Source organism: Glaciecola nitratireducens FR1064, from assembly GCF_000226565.1.
GTDB lineage: Bacteria > Pseudomonadota > Gammaproteobacteria > Enterobacterales > Alteromonadaceae > Glaciecola > Glaciecola nitratireducens.
The window spans coordinates 1238059-1263475 of record NC_016041.1 but is presented as its reverse complement, the minus strand read 5'-3'; the positions used below and the strand labels follow the sequence as shown (position 1 = coordinate 1263475).

General features: G+C 42.0%; 26 protein-coding genes and 1 pseudogene. 18 read left to right on the top strand and 9 right to left on the bottom strand.

The window, feature by feature from the left end; genetic code table 11:
• The 4 genes from hisF to GNIT_RS05540 all read left to right on the top strand — a co-directional run bounded on the left by hisF (position 1) and on the right by GNIT_RS05540 (position 4410).
• Positions 1-789 (top strand): imidazole glycerol phosphate synthase subunit HisF, encoded by a 789-nt coding sequence (hisF, locus tag GNIT_RS05555; protein ID WP_014108168.1) that lies wholly within the window; start codon positions 1-3, stop codon positions 787-789.
• A gap of 11 nt (positions 790-800) precedes the next feature.
• Positions 801-1421, top strand: a complete 621-nt coding sequence (hisIE, locus tag GNIT_RS05550) for a bifunctional phosphoribosyl-AMP cyclohydrolase/phosphoribosyl-ATP diphosphatase HisIE (RefSeq protein WP_014108167.1) — start codon at positions 801-803, stop codon at positions 1419-1421.
• A gap of 438 nt (positions 1422-1859) precedes the next feature.
• Positions 1860-3647 (top strand): DUF885 domain-containing protein, encoded by a 1788-nt coding sequence (locus GNIT_RS05545; RefSeq protein WP_014108166.1) that lies wholly within the window; start codon positions 1860-1862, stop codon positions 3645-3647.
• A gap of 322 nt (positions 3648-3969) precedes the next feature.
• Positions 3970-4410, top strand: a complete 441-nt coding sequence (locus GNIT_RS05540) for an Hsp20 family protein (protein WP_014108165.1) — start codon at positions 3970-3972, stop codon at positions 4408-4410.
• Between the two features lie 135 nt (positions 4411-4545).
• Here the strand turns inward: GNIT_RS05540 and GNIT_RS05535 are convergent, their stop codons facing one another.
• On the bottom strand, positions 4546-4944 hold the full coding sequence (locus tag GNIT_RS05535; RefSeq protein WP_041246313.1) for an MAPEG family protein: 399 nt from the start codon (positions 4942-4944) through the stop codon (positions 4546-4548).
• A gap of 220 nt (positions 4945-5164) precedes the next feature.
• Here GNIT_RS05535 and GNIT_RS05530 point away from each other — a divergent pair, with 220 nt between their 5' ends.
• From GNIT_RS05530 to GNIT_RS05485, 10 genes are read left to right on the top strand one after another with little or no spacing between them, the layout of a single operon-like run.
• Entirely contained in the window at positions 5165-5659 is a 495-nt protein-coding gene (locus GNIT_RS05530) for a Na+/H+ antiporter subunit E (RefSeq protein WP_014108162.1), read from the top strand.
• Entirely contained in the window at positions 5656-6015 is a 360-nt protein-coding gene (locus GNIT_RS05525; RefSeq protein WP_014108161.1) for an MrpF/PhaF family protein, read from the top strand. The genes GNIT_RS05530 and GNIT_RS05525 overlap by 4 nt, the downstream gene beginning before the upstream one ends.
• A complete protein-coding gene (mnhG, locus tag GNIT_RS05520; RefSeq protein WP_014108160.1) occupies positions 6008-6340 on the top strand; it encodes a monovalent cation/H(+) antiporter subunit G in 333 nt (110 codons plus the stop codon). The genes GNIT_RS05525 and mnhG overlap by 8 nt, the downstream gene beginning before the upstream one ends.
• Positions 6337-6897 carry a DUF4040 domain-containing protein gene (locus GNIT_RS18360; protein ID WP_014108159.1) on the top strand — a complete coding sequence of 187 codons (561 nt, stop codon included), beginning with the start codon at positions 6337-6339 and terminating at the stop codon, positions 6895-6897. Before mnhG ends, GNIT_RS18360 begins: the two co-directional genes overlap by 4 nt.
• Positions 6887-7309 carry a Na(+)/H(+) antiporter subunit B gene (locus GNIT_RS18355; protein ID WP_014108158.1) on the top strand — a complete coding sequence of 141 codons (423 nt, stop codon included), beginning with the start codon at positions 6887-6889 and terminating at the stop codon, positions 7307-7309. The genes GNIT_RS18360 and GNIT_RS18355 overlap by 11 nt, the downstream gene beginning before the upstream one ends.
• Positions 7306-7665 carry a cation:proton antiporter subunit C gene (locus GNIT_RS05505; RefSeq protein ID WP_014108157.1) on the top strand — a complete coding sequence of 120 codons (360 nt, stop codon included), beginning with the start codon at positions 7306-7308 and terminating at the stop codon, positions 7663-7665. Before GNIT_RS18355 ends, GNIT_RS05505 begins: the two co-directional genes overlap by 4 nt.
• The gene (locus tag GNIT_RS05500) at positions 7665-9155 is read left to right on the top strand and encodes a monovalent cation/H+ antiporter subunit D family protein (RefSeq protein ID WP_014108156.1); all 1491 of its coding nucleotides are present in this window, start codon (positions 7665-7667) and stop codon (positions 9153-9155) included. The genes GNIT_RS05505 and GNIT_RS05500 overlap by 1 nt, the downstream gene beginning before the upstream one ends.
• 8 nt (positions 9156-9163) lie before the next feature.
• On the top strand, positions 9164-10705 hold the full coding sequence (locus GNIT_RS05495) for a proton-conducting transporter transmembrane domain-containing protein (RefSeq protein ID WP_014108155.1): 1542 nt from the start codon (positions 9164-9166) through the stop codon (positions 10703-10705).
• A 9-nt stretch (positions 10706-10714) separates the two neighbouring features.
• Entirely contained in the window at positions 10715-11089 is a 375-nt protein-coding gene (locus tag GNIT_RS05490) for a hypothetical protein (RefSeq protein WP_014108154.1), read from the top strand.
• On the top strand, positions 11086-12792 hold the full coding sequence (locus GNIT_RS05485; RefSeq protein WP_014108153.1) for a Na(+)/H(+) antiporter subunit D: 1707 nt from the start codon (positions 11086-11088) through the stop codon (positions 12790-12792). The genes GNIT_RS05490 and GNIT_RS05485 overlap by 4 nt, the downstream gene beginning before the upstream one ends.
• Before the next feature lie 47 nt (positions 12793-12839).
• On the opposite strand, the gene GNIT_RS05480 is transcribed toward GNIT_RS05485, so the two are convergent.
• On the bottom strand, positions 12840-14177 hold the full coding sequence (locus GNIT_RS05480; RefSeq protein ID WP_083822418.1) for an alpha-amylase family glycosyl hydrolase: 1338 nt from the start codon (positions 14175-14177) through the stop codon (positions 12840-12842).
• A 190-nt stretch (positions 14178-14367) separates the two neighbouring features.
• Between GNIT_RS05480 and GNIT_RS05475 the strand changes: the two genes are divergently transcribed.
• On the top strand, positions 14368-14583 hold the full coding sequence (locus GNIT_RS05475) for a hypothetical protein (RefSeq protein ID WP_014108151.1): 216 nt from the start codon (positions 14368-14370) through the stop codon (positions 14581-14583).
• Positions 14584-14613: 30 nt separating this feature from the next.
• On the opposite strand, the gene GNIT_RS05470 is transcribed toward GNIT_RS05475, so the two are convergent.
• Positions 14614-15540, bottom strand: coding sequence for a sulfite exporter TauE/SafE family protein (locus GNIT_RS05470; protein WP_014108150.1), 927 nt, complete (start codon positions 15538-15540; stop codon positions 14614-14616).
• A gap of 86 nt (positions 15541-15626) precedes the next feature.
• On the opposite strand from GNIT_RS05470, the gene GNIT_RS05465 reads away from it, so the two are divergent.
• The 3 genes from GNIT_RS05465 to GNIT_RS05455 all read left to right on the top strand — a co-directional run bounded on the left by GNIT_RS05465 (position 15627) and on the right by GNIT_RS05455 (position 18174).
• Positions 15627-16130, top strand: coding sequence for a DUF2244 domain-containing protein (locus GNIT_RS05465; RefSeq protein WP_014108149.1), 504 nt, complete (start codon positions 15627-15629; stop codon positions 16128-16130).
• A 100-nt stretch (positions 16131-16230) separates the two neighbouring features.
• Positions 16231-16476, top strand: coding sequence for a DUF6482 family protein (locus tag GNIT_RS05460; protein WP_014108148.1), 246 nt, complete (start codon positions 16231-16233; stop codon positions 16474-16476).
• A 96-nt stretch (positions 16477-16572) separates the two neighbouring features.
• On the top strand, positions 16573-18174 hold the full coding sequence (locus tag GNIT_RS05455; RefSeq protein ID WP_014108147.1) for a GMC family oxidoreductase: 1602 nt from the start codon (positions 16573-16575) through the stop codon (positions 18172-18174).
• A 107-nt stretch (positions 18175-18281) separates the two neighbouring features.
• Here GNIT_RS05455 and adk read toward each other — a convergent pair whose 3' ends face one another.
• The 6 genes and pseudogenes from adk to dnaX all read right to left on the bottom strand — a co-directional run.
• Positions 18282-18926 carry an adenylate kinase gene (gene adk, locus GNIT_RS05450; protein ID WP_014108146.1) on the bottom strand — a complete coding sequence of 215 codons (645 nt, stop codon included), beginning with the start codon at positions 18924-18926 and terminating at the stop codon, positions 18282-18284.
• Positions 18927-19193: 267 nt separating this feature from the next.
• The gene (gene htpG, locus GNIT_RS05445) at positions 19194-21116 is read right to left on the bottom strand and encodes a molecular chaperone HtpG (protein ID WP_014108145.1); all 1923 of its coding nucleotides are present in this window, start codon (positions 21114-21116) and stop codon (positions 19194-19196) included.
• A gap of 204 nt (positions 21117-21320) precedes the next feature.
• The gene (gene recR / locus GNIT_RS05440; RefSeq protein WP_014108144.1) at positions 21321-21920 is read right to left on the bottom strand and encodes a recombination mediator RecR; all 600 of its coding nucleotides are present in this window, start codon (positions 21918-21920) and stop codon (positions 21321-21323) included.
• A gap of 290 nt (positions 21921-22210) precedes the next feature.
• Positions 22211-22537 carry a YbaB/EbfC family nucleoid-associated protein gene (locus tag GNIT_RS05435; protein ID WP_014108143.1) on the bottom strand — a complete coding sequence of 109 codons (327 nt, stop codon included), beginning with the start codon at positions 22535-22537 and terminating at the stop codon, positions 22211-22213.
• A gap of 70 nt (positions 22538-22607) precedes the next feature.
• Positions 22608-23945, bottom strand: coding sequence for a DNA polymerase III subunit gamma/tau C-terminal domain-containing protein (locus GNIT_RS05430; RefSeq protein WP_083822417.1), 1338 nt, complete (start codon positions 23943-23945; stop codon positions 22608-22610).
• Between the two features lie 17 nt (positions 23946-23962).
• A pseudogene (gene dnaX / locus GNIT_RS05425) lies at positions 23963-25417 on the bottom strand (DNA polymerase III subunit gamma/tau); the annotation flags it as partial.

Sequence of the window (25417 nt, the reverse complement as noted above, 5' to 3'; positions counted from 1 at the left end):
ATGTTAGCAAGAAGAATCATCCCCTGCTTGGACGTAAAAGATGGCGTTGTCGTAAAAGGGGTTAAATTTCGTAATCACGAAATAATTGGCGATATAGTACCATTGGCGAAACGTTATGCAGAGGCCGGCGCTGACGAACTGGTATTTTATGACATTACCGCTTCAAGCGATCAGCGCGTTGTCGATAAAAGCTGGGTGACGAAAATTGCGCAAGTGATAGATATCCCCTTCTGCGTTGCTGGCGGCATAAAATCAGTCGAAGACGCGGGTAAAATCCTGGAAATGGGCGCAGATAAAATCTCTATCAATAGCCCAGCCCTCTCCAACCCAGAACTTATTAAAGATTTACATGATACATTCGGCCAGCAGTGCGTAGTCATTGGTATTGATAGTTTTTTTAATGAAGAAACGGGGCACTACGAAGTATACCAATTTACCGGCGACGAAACGCGCACTCAAAAAACCGCGTGGCAAACTGTTGATTGGGTAAAAGAAGTGCAGGCGCGTGGAGCCGGTGAAATTGTCTTAAACTGTATGAACCAAGACGGTGTTCGCAAAGGCTACGATATCGCGCAACTTGCCGCGGTGAGAGCGGTTTGTAATGTGCCTCTTATTGCGTCGGGCGGTGCAGGTGAAATGCAGCACTTCGCTGACGTTTTCAATCAGGCTGATGTTGATGGCGCACTAGCTGCGTCAGTTTTTCATAAAGCCATTATCGATATACCCGAATTAAAAGCTTGGCTATCCGCTCAAGGAATAGAAATGCGCAGCCAACGAGCACCGACTTAATAGGAAGTAGAATGAAAATCACAAACGAAACTTCAGCGCAGTTAGCGTGGGAAAAAATGCAGAATTTATTGCCTGCAGTGATACAAGACGCCCATTCAGGTCGTGTTTTAATGCAAGGTTATATGAACCAAGAAGCATTGGCTCAAACGCTTGATACAGGCAAAGTCACTTTCTTCAGCCGTTCAAAACAGCGCCTGTGGATGAAAGGTGAAACTTCTGGCAACACTCTCGATCTAGTGGATATTTCCGCTGATTGCGATCAAGATTCACTTCTTATTTTGGTGCATCCAAATGGGCCAACGTGTCACACAGGTGCAAGTACCTGTTGGTTTAATAGCGACGTTCCCAACATGACTTTTTTTGCTGAGTTGGAGCAAACTTTAGCCGAACGCAAAGAAGCAGATCCATCCACCAGCTATACAGCAGAACTTTACAGTAAAGGCATCAAACGGATTGCCCAAAAAGTAGGTGAAGAAGGGGTTGAAACAGCGCTGGCAGCTGTAGTGCAGGATTTAGACGAATTAAAGAATGAATCTGCCGACCTTTTGTACCACCTGATTGTGCTACTGCAAGCCAGCAATCTCTCGCTGAATGATGCTATTGCGGTATTGAAAGCTCGCCATAACAAATAAACTGTTAGCCGTGTTTGCTTTTAGCACGGCTACGACGCAGTAATATTCCAACCGTACCCATAAAGAAAAACATAAGAGTGGCTGGCGCTTATACACTTGCTACATCGATTCACGGCTGCATAGTTACTACCAGGTTATCTAGGCAGTTACCAACAGTGGCGTTACTGGGTCGAATGGAAGTAAACGTAATCTATGGCTTACTGCTATTCGCCACAAAAGAAGTTTTTAATAACGTCCACTTTTTTACCACATGGTCGCTAATTATAACGCTGTCGATAATGATATTATTGCCGCTTACGTCATAGCTAAATTGTTTTGTACTCTCCCTTCTCGAACTGTTTTAGAACTCAAATTCTATACAGGAAAAACACTTACTTTCTTATTTTCACGTTTTTATAGTAGGCTTCAGTCTACATCGTAAACTATCAAAGGAATTACATGCGCAGGCTCTCAAATAAACCCACAAGCGGTGCAACGAAATTGCTATCTTCGATTATTTACTCCGTCACGATAATCTTGCTAGTGACATTATCCATAAATACGAAAGCGGATAGTAATGATGACTTACACATATTACTTGATCGCCATTGGCAGCAAGCTGAAAAAGAAAAAGTGTTTTTTAGAACCGACCCCGACGCTTGGAAACCAAACGGAAAACTTGCCGATTTTTCGACCGAGGGCATGGCAAGACGCCAGGCTTTTAATGCCCAAATGCTGAAAGACTTATCTAGCATTGACACGAAGCAGTTGAGTGAACAAAACTTAATGAGCTATCGGCTATTTAAATATGAACGAGAATTTGAAGATAAATATTATCAATACCAAGACAAATATTTCCCAGTAAACTTTTTAAGCGGTTGGCATACATATTTTGCTGAAGCCCCCGCTAACATGGCATTTTTGAATTCTCAGGATTACGATAACTTTCTCGTTAGCTTAGAGGATTATCCTCGATTCAACCAAGAAAATATCGATTTAATGAAACAGGGTTTAAAAGCCGGTTTTGTGCATGCTTGCGAAAGCTTCAAAAACTATGAGCAAAGTATTCAACAACATATCGTCAGCCGTGCTGAAGACAGCGCGCTTTTTGAGCCATTTACGCGTTTTCCGAGCACCTTTACTTCGCAGCAAAAAGAGACTTACAGTGCAAAGGCCAAGCAGCTTATCAACGCGCATGTTGTGCCCTCATATCAGGAAATGTTCGATTTTTTCACTCAACAATACATGCCCAATTGCCGCCAACAGGCTGGTATATCCTCAGTGGAAGGCGGAGCGGATTATTATGCTTATGCCATAGAATATTACACAACAACGACGCTTAGCGCTCAACAAATTCATGATTTAGGCTTGGCAGAAGTCAAGCGCATCAAAACAGAAATGCTGGCAATTATCGACAAAGTCGGATTTAAAGAAGGCTCTGATGACAGCGCAGACAAAAAGCTCTCTGCGTTTTTGCAATTTCTAGCAAACTCAAAACAGTTTTATGCTGACAGTCCACAAGATGTATTGGAAAAGACGGCATTTATTACGCAAAAAATGTATGGCAAGCTGCCTTTCTTTTTCGGTAATTTACCTAGAAACACATTTACGATAAAAGGCTCAGCTAGCCGCGGTGCCTTTTACATGCCTCCTCCAGACAATCGCACTCCTGGCACTTATTTTCTGACCTCGGTTCCTTCTCAGCAGCCTTTATACAATCTTGAAGCTCTGAGCTTGCATGAAGCCGTACCTGGTCACCACCTGCAAAATGCGATTGCGATGGAGCTCGACTTACCTGAGTTCAGAAGAACACTCAACCACAGCGCCTTCTCTGAAGGTTGGGGGCTTTATTCTGAGAGGCTTGGGAAGGAGGCTGGCTTTTATGAGGACCCTTATAGTGATTTTGGTCGCCTTGGCTATGAAATGTGGCGAGCAGTAAGGTTGGTGGTTGATACTGGTATACATGCATTTGGATGGAGTCGTGAACAAGCGATTGATTACCTAGCAGAGCGCACTGCCCTGACCGACAAAGCAGTTCAAGACCAAATTGACAGGTATATTTCATGGCCTGGACAAGCTCTTTCTTACAAAATTGGTGAGCTTAAAATTCGTGAGCTGCGCGAACGTGTAGAAAAGAAGCAAGGTAGTAAGTTCGATATCCGCGTCTTTCATGACGCCATTATTGGGAATGGTTCACTTCCTTTAGCGGTGTTGGAGGAGGTTATTGAGGAGAAGTTCGAGCTGTAATACATTTTATGCTTGCGCCTCGACAGAATGTGCGGCGCAAGTTGATGTCGTGTTGCCCGATACCACAAGGTTAGAAACCTCAGATAAATTCTACTTTTTAAGCAAACCGGTAACAAAACCCCGCAAAAACAAAAAGAGTATAATTTCGCTTCATTTTTAAATTAAGTGAAATTTTTAGATATTTATTTCAACTTTGTTCTTGAAAAAATAAAGTCCGTACTCATATAGAAATAGTGGATGCCGAAAGGGTTCACAAAACCGCCGCCGAAATATCGGGGCATTTAATTTCAAACATATTGCTTAAAAGTAAAAGGATATGACTATGCGTACTATCGATCTATCTCCACTATACCGTTCATTCATTGGTTCAGACCATTTAGCATCTATGATTGATGCAGCTGCTCGAAACGAAAAACAGAATACTTATCCACCATACAATATTGAACTTCTTGAAGAAGATAAATATAGAATTACCATGGCAGTTGCTGGCTTTGCTAAAGACAATGTTGTTATTGAGGTTGTGGAAAACACACTCATTATCAGCGGCAGCAAAGAGCAAGCTCCAGACGAAAGTCGTAAATTCCTTCACAAAGGTATTTCAGAAAGAAACTTTGAACGCAAATTTCAACTCGGTGACAATGTGAAAGTACTGTCTGCCGATTTAGAAAATGGCTTATTACACGTCGACCTTGAGCGAGTAGTACCGGAAGCTAAAAAGCCAAGACGTATTGAAATAGGCAGCCAGCTTTTTGAAAATAAATAGGCGTTAACCGTTTAATTGTGCAGCTCGGTTGGTAGATCCCTAGCTTCCAACTGCAGCATTCAGCTAAACATCAAAGAAAGTTCGAAGCCATCGCATCTGCGATGGCTTTTTTGTATATATAACACTATCGCGGCGCTAAATAAATTTCGCAATAACTATGTACAAATTCCAGAAAGACAAGGCAATTAATACAGCAAATGTGGCTAAAGTGCCACTAACCCTTCCCCAACTTGCACCCGCTTTTGTCACCAAGCCATAGGCATGAGCAATCCGTCCAAATACCAACGCAATACCACAAATATGCAAAAAAACGTCAGCCTGTGACGTTAACTCTGCTATTAATAAAAGAATGATACAAACAGGAACATATTCACTAAAATTAGCATGCGCCCTCGTTGCTCTCTGCAAATCGTCTATATTTCCATCACCTAAGCTAACCATATGTTTTCTTCTAGCTTTGATTACTTGAATAGATAGAGCAAGCAAAATAAGGCCTAAAAGACCAGCGTAAAGTCCGGTAATCATTAAATTCATTTGGTATTTTCTATAGTTAGTTTATAGTGAGTATAACCAATCAACGCGCCGTTGAAACTGAAATAAATTAAATAAAGTAACAACTTAACTTGAGTTGTTGTGTTAGCGTTAATCAATTGTTAAATTAACCTTGTTAGTAAATAAAGACCTAGCTTTTATTGCGTAGTGTCATTTTCTGCTTCAATCATCACACTATTTTTTTATAGTCTAGGAGATAAAATTGAGTCATTTGTTTAGATTAGGCGTGATACTTGTTGTTGTTTGGCTTTTACTATCTGGTATCTACGAGCCATTAATGCTCTCCTTTGGTGCTCTCTCCATTCTAATATCGCTTTGGCTAACAAAACGCATGTTACGAATAGACCAAGAACAATTTACATTCTTTGTCACGATCAGTCTGGTCAAGTTTCTAGCTCAACTATTTTATAAGGTGATCGTTTCCAACTATGATGTCACATTGAGGGTTCTTGGAATAAGACCTGTGGAATCCACGTTTATCACTATTGAAGTGCCTTTTGACAATGACGTTGCAAGAGTTCTTTACGCAAATGCAATTACACTCACGCCCGGTTCAGCCAGCATCGCCTTATCAGATCACACACTCTTAGTTCACACCATTAGTGAGCAAGGCGCTCAAGACCTTGCGCAAGGCGATATTTTGAATATTATGCCCAAGCAATATCAGGTAAAAACTTTAGAGAATAGTAACGAATGATTGAATATTATCTTGTTGCAGGCTTAGCCATACTTATTGCAATGGCATTAGGTGTTTGCAGAGCACTATTAGGACCGACCGTTTTTGACCGTATCTTAGCCGTCAACTTATTTGGCACGAAAGCTGTGTTGTTAGTGGCTGTTTTTGCCTTCTTTTCCGGCCGTCATGATTTATTAGATATTTCTTTACTGTACTCCCTACTTAACTTTGTAGGTGTTATTGCAGCATTAAGATTAGTTGAAAGAGGCAAATTCTTTGCCAACAACAGCAAAATAGAACAAGAACATCTAACCGGCGACCAAAGCGCTGGTGAAATAAATCTCGAGAACAAACAAAAAGGAAACCAAGATGCTTGAAATATTTGGCTTCATTCTTATTGGCATAGGCTGTTTTCTTGGACTTGTTGGTGCATTCGGTTTGGTCCGCTTACCTGATATGTACGCAAGATTGCATGCTGTAGGTGTTACCGATACCTTATGTTCATTTTTAATTTTATCTGGTCTAGCGTGCCACGCTGACTCAGTCAACGTAATCGCCAAACTCATTCTTATCTTTTTATTCCTAGTATTTACAAGTCCTGTTTCATCTTACGCATTGGCGAACAATGCTTGGCGCTGGGGCTTAATTCACAATCAGAAGATCCACATCAGCAACTTTAAATTAGACAAGGAAAAAAAATGAGCCTTATCGTTAATTTAGTTCTACTTGTGTTTCTCCTAGTAATGGCTTTAGCCGTCCTTAAAACCCGTCATTTATTCGCAATGGCAATGCTATTTGGCTTATACAGCTTATTGGTTGCGGGTTTGTTTGTTGTTCTAGATGCACCAGACGTCGCTTTTACTGAAGCGGCTGTTGGAACAGGCATATCAACTGTTCTGATGTTAGTTACCTTAGCGTCGATTAAGGACGGTCACGAACTTGTCTCAACCCAAAAATCGCGAGCAGCTCCGCTTATCATCTGCATATTAATGGGTGGACTACTTATATATGGTACTCATGACATTGCAGAATTAGGTGATGGTAAAAGCGCACCACATATGCAGGTAGCGGCACGATATATTGAAAAGGGACAAGAGGAAACTGGTGTGCCAAATCTAGTCACGGCGGTTTTAGCAAGCTATCGCGGCTTTGACACACTCGGAGAGGTGACGGTTGTGCTCACTGCGGGTATTGGTGTGTTGATGTTGCTGGGTTCAAGAAAGAAAATAAGAATAAAAGAGGTATCCAATGGCAAATGATCTTATTTTAAGAGTTGTCACTAAGTGGCTGTCTCCCATCATTATTCTTTTTGCACTTTACGTTCAATTTCACGGTGATTATAGTCCCGGCGGCGGTTTCCAAGCAGGTGTAATATTCAGTTCAGCGATTTTGTTATATGCGCTCACTTACGGGCTTGATGCTGCACTGCAGCTTATCCCTGAATATATGCTGCGCATTGGTGCAAGTTTAGGCGTGCTTATATATGGTGGCGTTGGTGTAGCTTCGATGATACTTGGCGGTAATTTCTTAAATTATAGCGTGTTGGCCAGTACTTCCATTGCTGGGCAGCATCTTGGCATTATTATTATCGAACTGGGCGTTGGTATAACGGTAGCCTCGGTGATGGTGCTATTGTTTTTCACTTTTGCAAGAAGGGTGGCACCAGAATGATGGAGTACCTTGTTGGACATATTAACTACTGGTTAATTGTCGCAGTTATGATGGTTGGTCTTTATACCTTAATGAGTCGCTCTAATCTCATCAAGAAGCTAGCAGGTTTGGCAATGTTTCAAACTGCAGTGATTCTATTTTACGTTAGTTTAGGCAAAGTCACTGGTGGTACTGTTCCGATAATTAGCGAAAAATATAGCCTGTATTCAAACCCTCTTCCACAAGTGCTTATGTTGACAGCTATCGTCGTGGGTGTCGCGACTACAGCCTTGGGATTTGCATTAGTTATCCGCATAAAAGAAGCTTATAACTCTGTCGAAGAAAATGAAATTTCGGCTATGGATGAAAAAGAATAATGGAACAACTTACCATCTTATTGATTGTCATTCCTTTGATGGTCGCCCCGATTACTGCATTAATTCCGTCTGAAAAAATAACTTGGTTATTAACATTAATTGTTTGCCTTATATCGTTAGCAATCTCTAGCTATATACTTTATGCAGTGATTGATGGCAGCCACGTTATTTATGAATTAGGCGGTTGGCGTCCACCTTGGGGGATTGAATATAAAATTGATTCCTTAAATGCATTTGTTGCTCTTATCGTTAGCGGTATTGGTTGCCTTGCGTGCTTATTTGGTTATCGCAGCGTGCCTGATGAAATTGAAGAGAAGACAATACCACTGTTCTATGCTGCATTTCAGCTATGTTTATTGGGTCTTTTAGGCATCGCATTGACGGGCGATATTTTCAACCTGTTCGTGTTCTTGGAAATTTCATCACTGGCTACCTATGCACTCATCAGCATGGGTAAAAATAGAAAAGCGCTCACCGCAGCATTTTCATATTTAATACTCGGCACCATCGGTGCAACTTTCTTTCTTATCGGGGTTGGTTTTTTATTCGCAGCATCCGGAAGTTTAAATACGGCAGACATAGCGAACCGATTCAGTACATTTGAAGACATGCAGCTAGTTGAAACCGCACTTATTTTTATGGTCATGGGCATAGCCCTGAAAGCAGCAATATTTCCTCTCCATAGTTGGTTGCCGAATGCTTACAGCCAAGCCCCCTCAACCGTGAGCGTTTTTCTTTCTGCAACCGCGACAAAAGTCTCAATATATGTATTGCTTCGTATTCTTTATGACCTCTATCCTATTCAGTATTGGGTGGACATGTTATTGCCGCAAATCATGTTATCACTCGGATGCGTCGCCGTTATTTACGGTTCATATCGCGCTTATCAACAAACCGAAATGAAACGTCTTTTGGCTTTTTCTAGTGTCGCTCAAATTGGCTACATCGTGATTGGATTCTCACTTGTGAATCAGCTTGGACTGACCGCAGCAATTATACATTTATTCAACCACGCTCTGATTAAAGCGACCCTATTCATTGGTGCGGGCATTCTGCTTTATAGAGCCAATACAACAGAATTAGGCAGCTTAAGAGGTTTAGGAAAGGACATGCCGTGGACCTTTGCCGCCATTACTCTGGCAGGGTTAAGTCTCATCGGTGTTCCGGGTACTGTCGGCTTTGTTACGAAGTGGTATTTGCTTGAAGCTGCCGTTGAAAAAGGCATGTGGATTGTGGTCATCACAATTGTTTTAGGCTCAGTATTGGCAATTGGTTATGTCTGGAAAATTGTCGAAAACCTATATTTCAGAAGTAAGCGGAAAACACATATACAAGATGTACATAGCGGTGACTCAGGCATAGCGAAAGCACCTAAAACAATGGTTACAGCTCTCTGGATTGGCGCTGCCCTATGTATATTTTTCGGCTTAAATACTGAATTATCTTTTCAAGCGGCATCTTCTGCTGCCTCTGCACTGCTGAAGCCATAGGAGTAGTAATGACGCAATTGGCATTAACCCATTTATTGATACTCTCTATGGTTGTTCCGATAGTTGGGGCGATCATCATATCCCGATTAGACAAACACATAAATTTACGCGAGACAGCCACTATTGTGACCGCTGTCATACTTTTCATTATCAACGTTGATATTTACCTCAGTCTCGACTTATCTCATGCAAAAGACGTTGCAGCTTCGCGGCTCACCTTTGCTGAACCTATAGAAGGTTTGTCGATTGCATTTTCTGCAACGGCCTTTGGCAGTTTATTTGCACTGATCGCCAGCGGCTTGTGGATCGCAACATCCATTTATGCGATCGGATACATGCGCGGACACAACGAAAAATACCAGACGCGTTTCTATGTTTTGTTTGCTGTTGCTATTGCCGGCGTAATGGCCGTCGCTTACTCAGACAATTTGTTCACACTATTCTTATTCTATGAAATATTAACGGTCTCAACCTACCCCCTAGTTACTCATGAAGGAACCAGAGATGCGAGAAAAGGTGGTAAAACCTATATCCTCATCTTAATGGGCTCATCCATTTTGTTTTTCCTTCCAGCCATGGTCATTGTTTGGTTTGTATCAGGCACATTGACCTTCCAAGAGGGTGGAATACTTGCTGGTAACCTTGACATGATTTGGGCTGCACCACTTTTAATATTATTTCTTTTCGGCATAAGTAAAGCTGGGCTAATGCCACTTCACCGATGGCTTCCCTCCGCGATGGTTGCGCCAACCCCGGTAAGTGCCTTACTGCATGCCGTAGCCGTTGTAAAGGCTGGCGTGTTTTCAGTGATGAAGGTGGTTGTATTTATTTTTGGCGCAGACTTCATTACTGAATCTGGTGCGAATCATTGGTTAATATGGATACCATTAACCACCATTGTTCTCGCCTCATTCATTGCCTTAACCAAAGACAATTTGAAAGAGCGCTTAGCCTATTCCACGGTAAGCCAATTAAGCTACATTATTTTAGGTGCGCTTTTAGCCAATGAAGCCGGAATTATAGGCGGCACAATGCATATCGCAATGCATGCATTTGCTAAAATTTCATTATTTTTTGCAGCGGGCGCCATTCTTGTTGCAAGTCATAAAAAGTATGTAAGTGAACTGGCTGGCTTGGGCCGCGTTATGCCCTTCACTTTTGCGGTCTTTACGATAGGTACCCTGAGTATTATTGGTTTGCCTTTCTTTGGCGGCATGTGGAGCAAATATTATTTAGTATCAGGCGGCCTCAGTTTTACTGGTCCTGCCGCCACCTATTGGGCGGTACTTATTGGCTTAACAGTCAGTTCTTTGTTAAATATTTACTATTTACTCAGTATCCCTATGACGGCATTTTTCAACAAACCAGTTAAGACCAGCGCCGATCATTCGCATGATTCACATGGCGATCCCAACTCTGTGAGGCAAGGGATCAAAGAAGCGCCTTTTGCCTGCCTAATTGGCATGGCTATTCCCACATTAATGACACTTTATTTGTTCTTTGATCCGCAAGTGTTTTATCGACTTTCATCAACACTGGCAAATTTTTAAGGTATCGAAATGAAGATTGAAACAAGTAACGCTGAGCAAAAAATTCCATTTTTCGACAATCCTAAAAATGTCATGTGGATACTTCGTATTTTTTATGCAATATGCATATTATTAGTAGTTGCCGACTTTATTGTTCACCGACATATTTATGTGTCATTTGAAGAGATCCCTGCTTTTTATGCCCTTTATGGCTTTGTTGCATGCGTGGTGTTGGTTGTTATTGCAAAAGCAATGCGGAAAATTGTGATGCGTGATGAACACTATTACGACAAACGCAATGATGAAGTAGAGCTAGATGTTCCTCGTGTTGTTATTGAGCACAACGCTGACGAAGGCTCTCACCTTGGCGAGAACGAGAGTGCAGACAAGGAGTCGCATAAATGAGCTACGCTATTCCTGCATTCTTACCGTTTTTCTTAGCAGCACTGTTTGCAGCAGTCGCACCAGTGAAGCTGCGATATCTATTGGTTTTAGTGCCTTTAGTTAACGGTATTTTGATTTATTTGAACGCTGACCAACTAACCCCAATTAGCGTTCAACTGCACACATTCACCCTACAGATTATGGATGTTGGTGCGCAAGTGAGCGAGCAAGACGCTAAACTCAGTTTACTTTTCGCCTATCTATTTCACCTAGCCTGCTTTATCTGTCTTATATATGCATTACATGTTAAGGATCGAGTGCAAATTGTTGCAGGCTTGCTGTATGCCGGTAGTGCCGTCGGTGCGGTATTTGCGGGTGACTTCATTACCCTATTTATCTTTTGGGAATTGCTCGCAGTTACTTCTGCCTTTTTAGTCTTTGCTCGCAGAACCCAAGCATCTAAATTAGCGGGTATACGTTATTTAATTATCCAAGTACTGTCGGGTGTTCTGCTGCTCATTGGGGCAATTAGCTACTTCCAACAGACAGGTTCAACAGACATAGGCTATATCGGTTTAGGCTCCATGGCGTCGTGGTTATTCTTAATTGCCTTTGGTATCAAAGCAGCCTTCCCATTCATGCATTCATGGTTAACAGACGCCTATCCAGAAGCCACACCAGCGGGTGCTGTTTTCCTATCAGCGTTCACCACTAAAGTCGCAATTTACATGCTCGCCAGAACATTTCCGGGCGAAGACTTATTGGTTTATATTGGCGCAGCGATGACCTGCTTCCCTATATTTTATGCCGTAATTGAAAACGACTTACGCAAAGTATTAGCGTATAGCTTGATCAATCAGCTAGGCTTTATGGTTTGCGGTATCGGCATTGGTACTGCGCTCGCACTCAACGGTACTGTTGCGCATGCATTTAACGACGTTATATTTAAAGGTCTATTGTTTATGACAATGGGCGCCGTATTGCATCGCGTTGGTCACGTAAACGGTTCGAACCTTGGTGGCTTATATAAAACTATGCCTAAAACGACGATTTTCTGTATTGTCGGCGCAGCATCTATTTCTGCTTTCCCATTATTTAGCGGTTTTGTCAGTAAGAGCATGGTGATGGCAGCCATGATTGAAGCTGGACATGAATATTTATGGCTTATGTTGTTGTTTGCTTCAGCTGGCGTATTCCATCATGCGGGGATCAAGATTCCATTTTTCGCTTTCTTTGCGCACGATTCAGGTTTACGTCCAAAAGAGGCTCCAACCAATATGCTTGTCGCGATGGGGATTGCTTCATTTATCTGTATTCTTGTTGGCACGTACCCAGAGTTTTTGTATCAAATGCTGCCTTGGGATATGGAAAAAGCCTACGTACCTTACGATTTAACACATACGCTAACTCAACTACAACTATTGTTCTTCTCAGCGCTAGCCTTCGTTTGGTTAAACAAAAAAGGATTATATCCGCCTGAATTGAAGTCGGTTAACTTGGATACTGAGTGGTTATATCGAAAAGTATTACCGACGACAGGTAATGGTTTAGCGCGTATTGCGAACAATATCAAAGCCGGCGTTATCGAAATATCTGTGAGCGCATTCAACGCATTACCGGTAATGAAGCGCGGTAATGACGCAAACGCGGCGACCTTAACGTTAAGAATGGCATTAGGGTTTGTTGTATTAGCCGTATTAGCGTTTGTGACGCAATTTATGTAAGTCACAAGCGCTTAATTTTCGCAGCCACCCATACTCATGCCGCGGGGTTAATACTTTCGCATAAAAATACGATATTCCCAGGGTTCGAGGTCGAGTTCAAAATCTGCAAACAAATCATGCAGACACGGACTGCTTTCGAACACGTCTATATATTCATCAGTAAACAAGTCCTCTTTAAAGCTCACCTGCTTGTGCTCATTGCTGAAATTAAAAATCATAAACCACTTACTTTCACTGTCTTGGCGCACAAAGCTGAATATTGCTTGCTGATGATTATTCGGTACTTGATGCATGAGCGCCCCGTGTTCAGCATTCCAAAGGGCTGTATAGCGCTGACGCAAGGACAATAACTGTGTATATAGAGCACCAGTGGAATGCTCTTGCCATTCAATACAATCTTTTTCAAAAAACGCCAGTCGTTTAGTTTCTCCCGCTTCCTGACCATTGTGGATCAGCGGCATGCCTTGACCCAAGCATGACAATACAATGCAAGCGTGCTCTGCATCACCAAATTTTTCGGAAGGTGTGCCTTCCCATGCGTTTTCATCATGATTGCTGACAAACGTCATTCGCATGGCTTCCTTTGGCCATGCTCGCTCATTCCAAGAGTAGTATTTTCTTAACTTATCCAACGAAGCACGTTCATGCACAATATCGTGTAGCACCTCATTCCAAGACCACGCATAGGTCATATCAAATGCATATTCGTGTAAATCCCTATTCTCCCATTCGGCTAGCATAAACACGGGTTTTATTTCATCTAGCGCTTCCCGAGCCTGTCGCCAGAAATCATTGGGAATATAACCAGCGACGTCACAGCGAAAGCCATCAACATCAAACTTTCTGACCCAATAACTCATGGCATCAATCATATATTCACGCAAATCTGGCTGCGAGTAATCAAACTCGATGATGTCATCCCAATCCCACCACGGCGCAGGTCTAAAATCACCTTTATAATCTCGGGCGTACCAATGCGGATGTTCTGTGACCAATTTATTGTCCCATGCGCTGTGATTCGGAACCCAGTCGAGTATGACTTTTAATTCAAGTTCATGGGCATGTTCTATTAACTCTTTAAGCTCTGCATCGGTGCCAAGCTCCGCATTGATTGAGTAGTAATCTTTAACCGCGTAGGGACTCCCCAAGGTGCCTTTTCGTTTAACTTGCCCAATTTCATGAATAGGCATCAGCCAAATAATACTAACCCCTAACTGTTTTAGACGTAACAGCTGAGTGTTAACTGCCTTAAATGTACCTGATGGACTGAATTGACGAACATTGACTTGGTAAATACTGGCGTTACTCGCCCACAGCGGAGTGCTATGTTTAACATGGGGTATGACTGGATATTTCAAAATAATTGTCGCGCGTGCGTTGTTCATTTAATGAGCATGTAATCATAATCCTGGCTCGTTCGCAAATATTGGCGCCAAAAGTATCTTATTAAATGTTCGCTAATTCGACTGATAATCAATGACGAGCCTGATCATCTTCCTTTGGGCTTGCTTTCACTGAAACTTTTGTGCACTGTAATACATATCACTGGCTAACTGACTTTTTGAGAACAACAATATGCTGCAAAAACAATATGTACTCGGAGCGTTCGCGTTAGCAACTTTACTGACTGCTGGATGTTCTAATAAAGCAGCCTATGAAATAATGCAATCTAACAAAAAGGAGGCCTGTGAACGCGTAGCTGAGGGCCAAGCCAGAGAAGATTGCATGCGTGGATATGAGCGATCCTTCGCGGAGTATGAACGTGAACGTAATCGCGCCGTAGGAAAATAAAACTACCTTTTTCAAAAATGACTGCTTTCCTTACGTAATTAATCCCGCTATACCCATGATTAGTATCCATGTAGCAAAGAATATTTTAAGTTTTACCACAGAGAAATGGAGGACAACTCGCTTTGCAACAATACCGCCGACAATTGCACCAGCACCCGCAAATAATAGGACATTCCAATAAATCGCTTGTGAAACCATAAGATGGTAAATCACAGCCGACCAGACTGTAAACGCACTAAGTATGACGGCAGACGCAATCGCTGAGGTAACGTTAAACCCTCGCAAGATTAGATACACAGCGACAAGTTCACCAACGCCAACCGATAACCATGCTGTAATAATGCCACCGAGAAAGGCAATGATACCCAAACACAATACGTCCACGGGTAGCAAGAACGTTAATGATTCTTGTCTGCGCAGTAGTGGAATAGAGCCATAAATTGCGAACGCCAATAGAATAGAAAACACACCAAAAGCGAGATGCAAAGACGTTTGCATTTGTTGCGTGTATTCGCTCAAGATAAATTGTGCTGTCACTATCCCGAGAATGGATAAAGGGATCGTAATCAACAAGCCTTTGTTTATATATGACCACTGCTCTGCGTCATGGGAAATAACGCTCTTGTTTGCATAGTGGTTTGGCACCAGAGACTTTCGGTGCTTATGCCAAGTAATCGCTCCAGCAGTCATGCCACAGCACTGAATTGCGAAACTAGTGGCAACAATAGCAGTGTTTTGCATATCGATTTGATTGAAAAAGGGGACAAATACTACACCTCCCCCAGCTCCTGTAGCATTGGCAAAAATTGCTCCTGCAATACCTAAAAATAGAAAACCAATATAATCAAAAATGATCTGAAAACTGTCTGGTATGCTAAAAATAAGAATGAGCCAGCAAACTGCAAGAGCTGCTCTATACGGATGACTATTGAAAGCGCTTCGAAAAATGGTTAACAATACAACTGACCGCCAATAAAAGAGTACAAATATATGCTGAAAAAAGCGATAGTCTTAAAAAAACAACTTCATTCGAGCATTGGCATATGGTTCAGCTAGACAAGCACGATAGTGACGTTATTATTCTACTGACGCCTAATCGTTCTCTTACGTGGGCCGAAGCGAAATGGATTATCGCATTCATGGTTGCTGTTGTCATGATAATTGCCATCGCGTGGACGTTTATCGGTGCTTGGGTCATTCTTCCTTTCGCCGGTATTGAAGTTGGTTTATTTGCCGTACTAATGTACAAGGTCACGCGCTTCACATATTCGAAACAAATAGTGACATTTACAACTCAGGATATCACGATTGAAATGGGCATTGACCGCTTACAATCGACCGACTCATTTCCTCGATTCGGTACCGACATCTATTATTCTGAAACTGAGCGAGATTGGCGCACACCAAGGATCACTCTTCAAAATGGTAATAAAAGGGTTCAAATTGGTCAGTTTTTAAACGCCGATGATATGGTCATTTTACGCAACGAATTAGAAGGCTTAGGGTTTCCAGTTTGCCGAGAGCATTGGTGGAAGAAAAGGAAATAATACAACACTACGTTAGCACTAAGCTTAGACTCCATTGGATGCTTAATTGATCTTTTGCCTATACTCCTCGTTTAAATTTAAAGGGTTAAGGAGAAGCGCAATGAACTTGTTTATCGAATCAATTGAAGGTGGGACTTATATCGCAGGTATAGGTGAAACAAAAGCGGATACTCTATTAAAGGAAAAGCACAGCAATTCGCTCTCATTTCAATGCATCAACACAATCAAAACGCAGGTCGAGGGACAGAAGTTCGATAAAATTTGGTTGAAGCAAAACACACCCTACGAGGAAATGTGCGGCTTGAACAGCAGCACTGAGTCGTTGGTGATTGAACTAGACTGGTAATAAACTGATGCTTTCGCATTAAACTAAAAATCGACTGGTCAGATGTGACAATAATGTTAATATATTGCGATATATCAATTTGAGATTTGAAGTCATATGACTGAGTTTGACATAATTATTGTTGGCGCTGGATCTGCCGGTGCTGTTCTAGCTAATCGATTATCAGAAAACCCAAAACTATCCGTCTGTTTACTAGAGGCTGGTGGCAAGGATACTCACCCCGCAATACACGTTCCCTTCGGACTTTCGTTTTTATCAAGTATTAAGTCGGTCACTTGGGGCTTTGAAACCCACAACGAGCCTAATTTGAATGGTCGCGAATTATTTTGGCCGAGAGGCAAGACATTAGGCGGTTCTAGTTCTATTAATGCCATGTGCTACATCAGGGGAGCCGCTCAAAACTATAATGATTGGGCAGAGTCAGGCCTAACTGGATGGTCATGGGATGACGTTCTTCCCTACTTCAAAAAGAGCGAGGACAACACCAGAGGCGCATCAGAATTTCACGCTATCGGTGGCAGTCAAACTGTGTCAGACCTTAAGCATGTTAATACCTTGAGCAATGATTTTATCACTTCGTCTGTAGCCAACGGCCTCGCTGAATCAAAGGATTTCAATGGTGAAAGTCAGGAAGGTGTTGGTCTGTATCAAGTTACACAGCGCAATGGATCTCGATGCAGCACAGCAAAAGGCTTCTTATCTGACGAAATACAAGCACGACCTAATCTACATATTATGACCAATGTTGAAGTGAAAAGAGTGACATTGGATAATAATAATATAGCCACTGGCATCGAAATTTTTTCGAATAACACAAAACAATATCTGTATGCTAGAAAGCGCGTTATTTTAAGCGCTGGTGCTATCGGGTCTCCGCAAATACTCATGCAGTCTGGCATCGGTAACGAAGAACACCTCAAATCCTTAGATATCGATGTAAAAGCGCACTTACCTGGCGTCGGTCAAAACCTGCAAGACCACTTGGACGGCACCATTTTATTTAAAACAAAAGACACGCGCTCCTATGGCTTATCTATGTCTGCGTTGTTAAAAAACGCGGCAGAACCCATCAATTATTGGCTGAATAAAGAAGGTATGTTCACGTCAAACATTGCAGAAGGCGGCGCCTTCTTTAAATCAGATCCTGCTATGCTTTTACCTGATTTACAGCTACATTTTTTACCTGCTCTGCTAGTTGATCATGGTCGCTCTAAACCTTGGGGCCATGGCTTTACCATCCATTTCTGTAATTTGTACCCAAAAAGTCGTGGCGAAATTTTACTGAAGAAAGTTGACGGTAAAATAAGCGCAGATATTCGCCCTAATTACCTGTCTCATGAAGACGATATAAAACCGTTAGTCGCCGGTTTCAAATGGTGCAGAAAAATTAGCAATACCTCTCCCTTAAGCGATGGAGCGAGAGAGTGGATACCTGGTGACGATGTACAAAGCGATGATGAGATTATTGATTATTTAAGAGGCAACGCCGAAACCGTTTACCATCCAGTGGGCACCTGCAAAATGGGCGTAGATGGAGATGAATTAGCCGTTGTTGATACTAATTTGAACGTCAAAGGTATGACCAATTTAATGGTTGTAGATGCTTCTGTTATGCCAAATATCATTGGAGGGAACACAAATGCCCCTACTATTATGATTGCAGAAAAAGCGGCTGATTTATTGAAAGCGACTCTTTAGGCTAAGGTTGTCTTTATCAAAGTTTAGATAGGTATAAAAAACAAAGCTATAACCGCGATGTCATTTGAGATTCTATCTCATATGACATCGCGCACTGGTGCATTTATTTAGCTCACGATTTGCTCTAACTCACCGCTCACAACACCCACTGCTTTTGTTCCATCAAGCTTGTGATAAGCACACAAACCTTCAGATGCAGCGGCTTGATAATAGTTAACCAGTGGCTTAGTTTGATCATGATAAATAGCGAGGCGGTCGCGCACTGTCGCTTCTTTATCGTCATCGCGTACGATTAAGTCTTCACCGGTATCATCGTCCTTACCATCCACCTTAGGCGGATTATAAACAACATGATAAACCCGTCCTGAAGCAGGATGCACCCGACGTCCACTCATACGGTCAACGATGACGTCATCAGGCACATCAAACTCGATACAATGATCGACCTTAACACCTGCATCTTTCATCGCTTCAGCTTGAGGTATAGTGCGAGGGAAGCCGTCAAGTAGAAAACCATTGGCGCAATCTTCTTGTGCAATACGCTCTTTGACTAAGCCAATAATAATATCGTCAGAAACAAGTTTCCCTGCATCCATTACTTCTTTAGCTGCTAGTCCCATTTCAGTACCAGCTTTAATAGCGGCGCGTAACATGTCACCAGTAGAAATTTGTGGGATCCCAAATTTCTTCATCAAAAACTGAGCTTGTGTTCCTTTTCCGGCACCTGGTGCGCCAAGTAATATGATGCGCATTAAGCATCCTCCAACAAATTGATTTGAATTATAAACCAGCAAACTTTACAACTAAGGCTACTAGTTCACAAGTCAAATTGGCTTAAAAATCATAACTTAAGACTAATAGCGAATAATTTCCCCGAACTGTGCACAAAACAAGCGCTTAGGACGGCTAAATTTTCCGTTTTACATAAAAAAGCGAGCCTAAGCTCGCTTTCATTATTTCAATCAATCACTAAAAAATGTGGACTAGTGAATGCTTGGCTATCGCCAAACCATTAACGACTATTTCGCTAAACTCGCCAAGAGTCCGTTTAGATTTTTAGCAAATGTTGCGGGGTCTTTCAAACTGCCCTGCTCAGACAATGCCGCCTGATCAAATAACACTTCTGACCATTGTTTAAATTGCTCTTCATCCTGCACGCCCGACATCAATTTGACTAGGTTATGTTCAGGGTTCAATTCAAAGTGATACTTAGTATCTGGTACCGGTTGACCAGCTGACGCCATTAACTTCGCCATCTGTGTTGTCATTCCATTCTCATCTGCCACTATGCAAGCTGGTGAGTCTGTTAGTCGATGAGTAAATTTGACGTTTTCAACTCGATCACCTAAAGCGGTTTTTACTCTTTCAAGTATACCTTCCACTTCTTTTTCTGCAGTCTCTTTTGCTTTCTTAGATTCTTCATCATCCAAATCACTTAAATCGAGATCTGCTCTAGCGATCGACTGAAACTGCTTTTCATTGAATTCGCTTAGATGTGACATTAACCATTCATCGATGCGCTCACCCATTAATAGAACTTCAATGCCCTTCTTGCGGAAAATCTCTAAGTGAGGGCTTGTTTTGGCTGCTTGATAGCTATCAGCGGTCACGTAAAAAATCTTTTCTTGGCCTTCTTTCATGCGACCAATGTAATCTTCTAGGGAAACGGATTGTTTGCCTGATTCGTCTGCGGTTGAAGAGAAGCGAAGTAAACCTGCGATTTTCTCTTTATTTGCAAAGTCCTCTGCAGGACCTTCTTTAATAACATTTCCAAATTCAGACCAGAACGACTGATAATTCTCAGGTTCATTCTTCGCCATTTTCTCAAGCATTTGAAGCACACGTTTTGTGCAACCCTGACGAATTGATTGAGTAATTTTATTGTCTTGTAAAATTTCACGAGACACGTTCAGTGGTAAGTCGTTCGAATCTAATAGCCCTTTAACAAAGCGCAAATAGGTTGGCATAAACTGCTCGGCGTCATCCATAATGAACACGCGTTGAACATAAAGCTTTAAGCCGTGAGCTTGGTCTCTGTTCCACATATCAAATGGTGCTTTAGCAGGAATATATAATAAGCTGGTGTATTCTGTTTTGCCCTCAACACGGTTATGCGACCACTTTAATGGGTCGGCAAAATCATGTGACACATGCTTGTAAAATTCAGTGTACTCTTCATCGCTGATGTCAGACTTTTCTCGCGTCCACAGCGCTGTGGCTTTGTTTACTAACTCCCAATGTCCAGGAACTGCCGGTACTTTTTCGCCATCAGGGCCATCGCTCTCAGGCACTTCCTCTTTAAACATTTGTACTGGAATGTTGATGTGATCAGAGTATTTAGTAATGATTGAACGAACACGCCAATCGTCTGCGAACTCTTTTTCATCTTCGCGCAAGAATAATGTAATTTCAGTGCCGCGAGTGTCTTTGTCAATTGTAGAGACGGTGAACTCTCCTTCACCTGCTGATTCCCAGCGCACGCCCTCAGCCTTGTCAGCACCAGCTGCACGGCTCTTAACGACGACTTTCTCTGCAACAATAAATGCAGAGTAAAAGCCTACACCAAACTGTCCAATAAGCTGAGAGTCTTTGGTTTGGTCGCCTGATAATTTACTGAAAAAGTCTGCGGTACCCGACTTAGCTATTGTACCCAAGTGAGCAATTGCATCTTCTTTGCTCATGCCAATTCCGTTATCAGCGATAGTCAGTGTGCCAGCCTCTTTGTCTACACTGATCTTTACGGTAAGCTCTGCATCATTCTCGTACAAACTTCCATCAGAAAGACCTTTAAAACGAAGCTTGTCGGCGGCATCTGCAGCGTTAGAGATAAGCTCTCTTAAAAAGATTTCTTTATTTGAATAAAGCGAGTGGATCATCAGATGAAGCATTTGTTTTACTTCGGTTTGAAATCCATGGGTTTCTTGTTGGACTGTCTCAGCCATAGCCAAGTATCTCCTACGTTGTTTTCTAGTATGTGAAGCCAAGTGGCTTACTACATTTCTCTTTTGGTGAGAAGCGCAGCACGCCATCATTAAAAGCGTTGATTGATGAGAGATGTAGGGACAAGCAGAGGTAATTTCAAGGGAAAAAGCGAAATGAAGGCAAAAATAATTTTAGAATGTTTGCCTATAGTAGATTGTCTGTACTTAAACTTGCCGTCTACCTGAAAAAGCGTGGCTAATGGTGTTTCCGTCAATATATTCGAGTTCGCCGCCCACAGGCACACCGTGCGCAATCCGTGTTGCCTTTATTTGCTTGTCTCTGCAAATTTGCCCAATATAATGCGCGGTCGCTTCACCTTCTACTGTTGGGTTAGTTGCCAAGATAACTTCTTGAATAGATTCTTTGTCCAAAAGCAGAGCTAACTCACTTAAGCCGATTTCAGCAGGACCAATACCATCAATGGGAGACAAATGACCCATCAACACGAAATACTTTCCTTTATATTCCGAAGTTTGCTCGACCGCTAGTACATCCTGCGGTGATTCAACAATACATAGCTGCCCGCTTTCACTGCGCATAGGGCTTTCGCATATTTTACATAAGCGAGTTTCTGTAAACGTTCTACACTGTTCACAGTGTGAGACGTGCTCCATTGCATCATGCAGCACTCTACTCAATGTCATTGCTCCTTCACGATTTCTTTCCAACAGTGTAAACGCCATCCGCTGAGCGCTTTTAGCGCCAACACCTGGAAGACATTTTAATGCTGTAATTAATTCGTTAATAAGAGGACTGAATGACATAGATAAAACTTCTCGAATGATAAAAGTGAATAATAACATGAAGTGATGAATTTGTTGCCCTGTGTAATTTCATCTCTTGCGTGAGTGAAGGTGTCTTGTTGTGTTACCAAGGCCTAACTGGTCGTAGAGTTTCTAATGGAGCTAACTATCGCTTTTAGTATCTAAAAGCTATGTACTAAGTTTGGCATGCTGTCATTGCTTGCATGCCAAACCTTCCTTACCAAAACATCACCCCGTCTCACCTGCTATCTTTAGCAAATAACAAACTAATGCATTGAATCGACTTAAAGCTAGAAAGGCATCTTAAAGCCAGGTGGCAGATTCATCCCGCCAGTTACTGAACCCATTTTTTCTTGACTTGTTTCAGCAACGCGACGCACAGCGTCATTTGTTGCCGCAGCAACCAAATCTTCAATCATGTCTTTATCATCTTCCATAAGAGATGGGTCGATCTCTACTCGTCTCACATTATGATTACAAGTCATTGTCACCTTAACTAGGCCGGCACCAGACTCTCCTGTTACTTCTAGGGAAGCGAGTTCATCCTGTGCTTTTTTCATTTTCTCTTGCATTTGCTGGGCCTGCTTCATCATATTACCCATGCCGCCTTTAAACATTTTCATCTCCTAATTTATCTTGGACAGAACTCAAATTGTCCTATCAATAGTTATCAATACGGGTCGTTTGTTACCTTGGTTTTATAGAACCTTCAATAACTCGTCCTTCAAACGCTTTTATCAATTCTTGAATTGAATCATTAGTTTCCACAACCTTGTGGGCATGTTGGTGTCTTACCAACGATATCTGTTGCTGTATTTGAAATGGTGTTTCGTCTACATCACCGCACTGCACTTCAAAGGTGACAGGCTTTTGATAAAAATTACTCAGTGCTTCGGTAATCGTAGCGTGGTGTTGCTCTTCGTCCAAGTGCTTGTTGCGTTCATCAATGCGAATGATGAAGTGTTCACCGTGTTGTACTAAATTAGATTGTAGCAAAAGTTGTTTATTCAACCCTCCAACACCCAGCTCTTCAATAAAATCACTCCATTTATTAATTTGTTTCGCTCTTAATAATTTTTCACCATTTTCTAAATAAGGTGCAATTTGTGGATGAGTTATTTTTACGTTGCTGAGGTCGTTCACACCATGCCCAAACATCGCCGCAATTTCATCTGCGGTATCTACGAATTGTTTTTCTGGCGTACTTTGTCGTTCTTCTGGGTATATGTCGTCCACGTGCTCTGTTTCTAAATACTCTGGGGGAGCTTCCTGCTTAACACCTACCTGCTCGCTAGTTCTTTGCGCATCATCCATTTGGTCAACACCATCAACGGGCGGCAGTTCAGTAAAAGCTTGGTTTACATTATGAGCATCATTGGTTTGTGAGTCAGATTCGAGGGATATACTTTGCAGCTCTTCTTCTTTTGATGCTACCGACGCTTTTTCAAAAGGCGCGTCGTCTGCTTCATCAAAATCAATTTCGTCGTCATCCGTCGTTTCGACATGTTCTTCCAGACTTTCTAGGCCAGCAGCCGTAAATGGTTCAACAACATCAGCATTCTGCTCATTCGATTGGACTATGTCATCCCAAGGCGGCACTTCGCCCTGAGTTTCAATCAATGGGTTTCTAATAATCTTGCTTTCTGCTCCACCTGAGTCTTTATTTGAATCCGACTTCGGCAAGTTATCATTAGTAACAAATATGGAATTATCTTGCTTCATTAAACGATCAAACAAAGACGATGTGCTGCCTTCAACTTCAGTGCTCTGTGCCTCGTCTTCAGGCTCTTCGTTCTCAAGTAATTCGTGAAGTGCTAGTAAATCAGTTGTCGTGCTTAGATTATCTTGCAGAGGCTCTGCATTTTCTTCGATATTTTGTTCTGCATTAGGAGTATGTAGCGCTGAATCTGTTACTTCTGGCGTTAATAAACTAGCCGCGTGCTCACGCTGTGTTTGCGCTTCATCTTGTAGTTCGTGAAACTCATCAAACATTGTTTGTTCAACATCTTCGTCCACGAAAGACATATTGAAAATATCTTGTTCTGCTTGTTCTGTCTTGTTCTGCTTGTTCTGCTTGTTCTGTCTTGTTCTGCTTGTTCTGCTTGTTCTTGCTTGTTCTTGCTTGTTTCTGCTTGTTCTGCTTGTTCTGCTTGTTCTGCTTGTTCTGCTTGTTCTGCTTGTTCTGCTTGTTCTGCTAAAAGGATATTTTCTGGGGATTGTGTGTCAAGTTTTTGTGTTGGAATTACCGGCTTATTTTCAGTAGGAAGCGTTTGGTTATTTTGTACTGAAGCAACAGGAACTTCTGTTGTATTAAGTTCTTTTGAAGCATTAGAAGCCTTCGAGGCTAAGTCGACTGTTTTTTTTTCTGCCAAAGCGTCGGTGTGTGCAGTTTCTAAATCAAGTTCAACTGCCTGAGCTGGGCTAAACGCAAGCATACGCAGTATAGTCATCTGCAAGCCAGTAAAAGCATCCGGAGCGAAAGGTAAATCTTTTTTGCCTTGCAACACGAGCTGATACAACAATTGAATATGTTCTGCGGATACCGACTTTGATAATTGATAAACAGCCCGCGCGCTCAAGGTTTCAATTTTACAGATATCAGGCACTATTTGTGTTAATGACACTTGATGTAACAAACTCAGAACTTCTGACAACACTTGCGAATAGTCTGGCGCGTGTACACAAATTTCATCTAACTGTTTCAGGGCTTCCTGACTATTCTTTTCAATAACAGCTTTAACCAATCGTAATACTTGATTTTTATCTAGTAGACCAAGCATATCCGTAACAATTTGAGCTGTTACTTGATTATTACCCTGAGCAATTGCTTGATCGGTTAAGCTCAATGCGTCGCGCATGCTCCCTTGAGCGGCCCGAGCTAAATGCGATAAAGCCACTCGTTCAGACGGGATACTTTCTTGCTCTAAAATATACTCTAGCTGCTTTTGAATCTGTTCTCGAGACAAAGCTTTGAGACTAAACTGTAAACATCTGGATAATATTGTGACAGGTAGTTTTTGCGGATCCGTCGTCGCTAGCAAAAACTTAACGTGCGGAGGAGGCTCTTCCAATGTTTTTAATAAAGCGTTGAAGCTGTGCTTAGAAAGCATATGCACTTCATCGATCAAATATACTTTAAAGCGTCCGCGAGTGGGCTTGTACTGAACATTATCGAGCAACTCTCTCGTGTCTTCGACTTTTGTTCTTGAAGCTGCGTCTATCTCCAACAAATCTACGAATCGGCCTTCATCGATATCTCGACAGGCATCGCAGGTGCCACATGGTGTTGCACTTTGCCCTGTTTCACAGTTCAAACTTTTTGAAAATATTCGAGCTATTGTTGTTTTACCAACGCCTCGTGTTCCAGTAAACAAGTAAGCGTGATGTAACTTGTCGTTATCAAGTGCGTTGGAAATAGCACTAACAACATGCTCTTGGCCAACTAGCTCAGCGAATTTTTGTGGTCGCCATTTCCTTGCCAATACTTGATAGCTCAT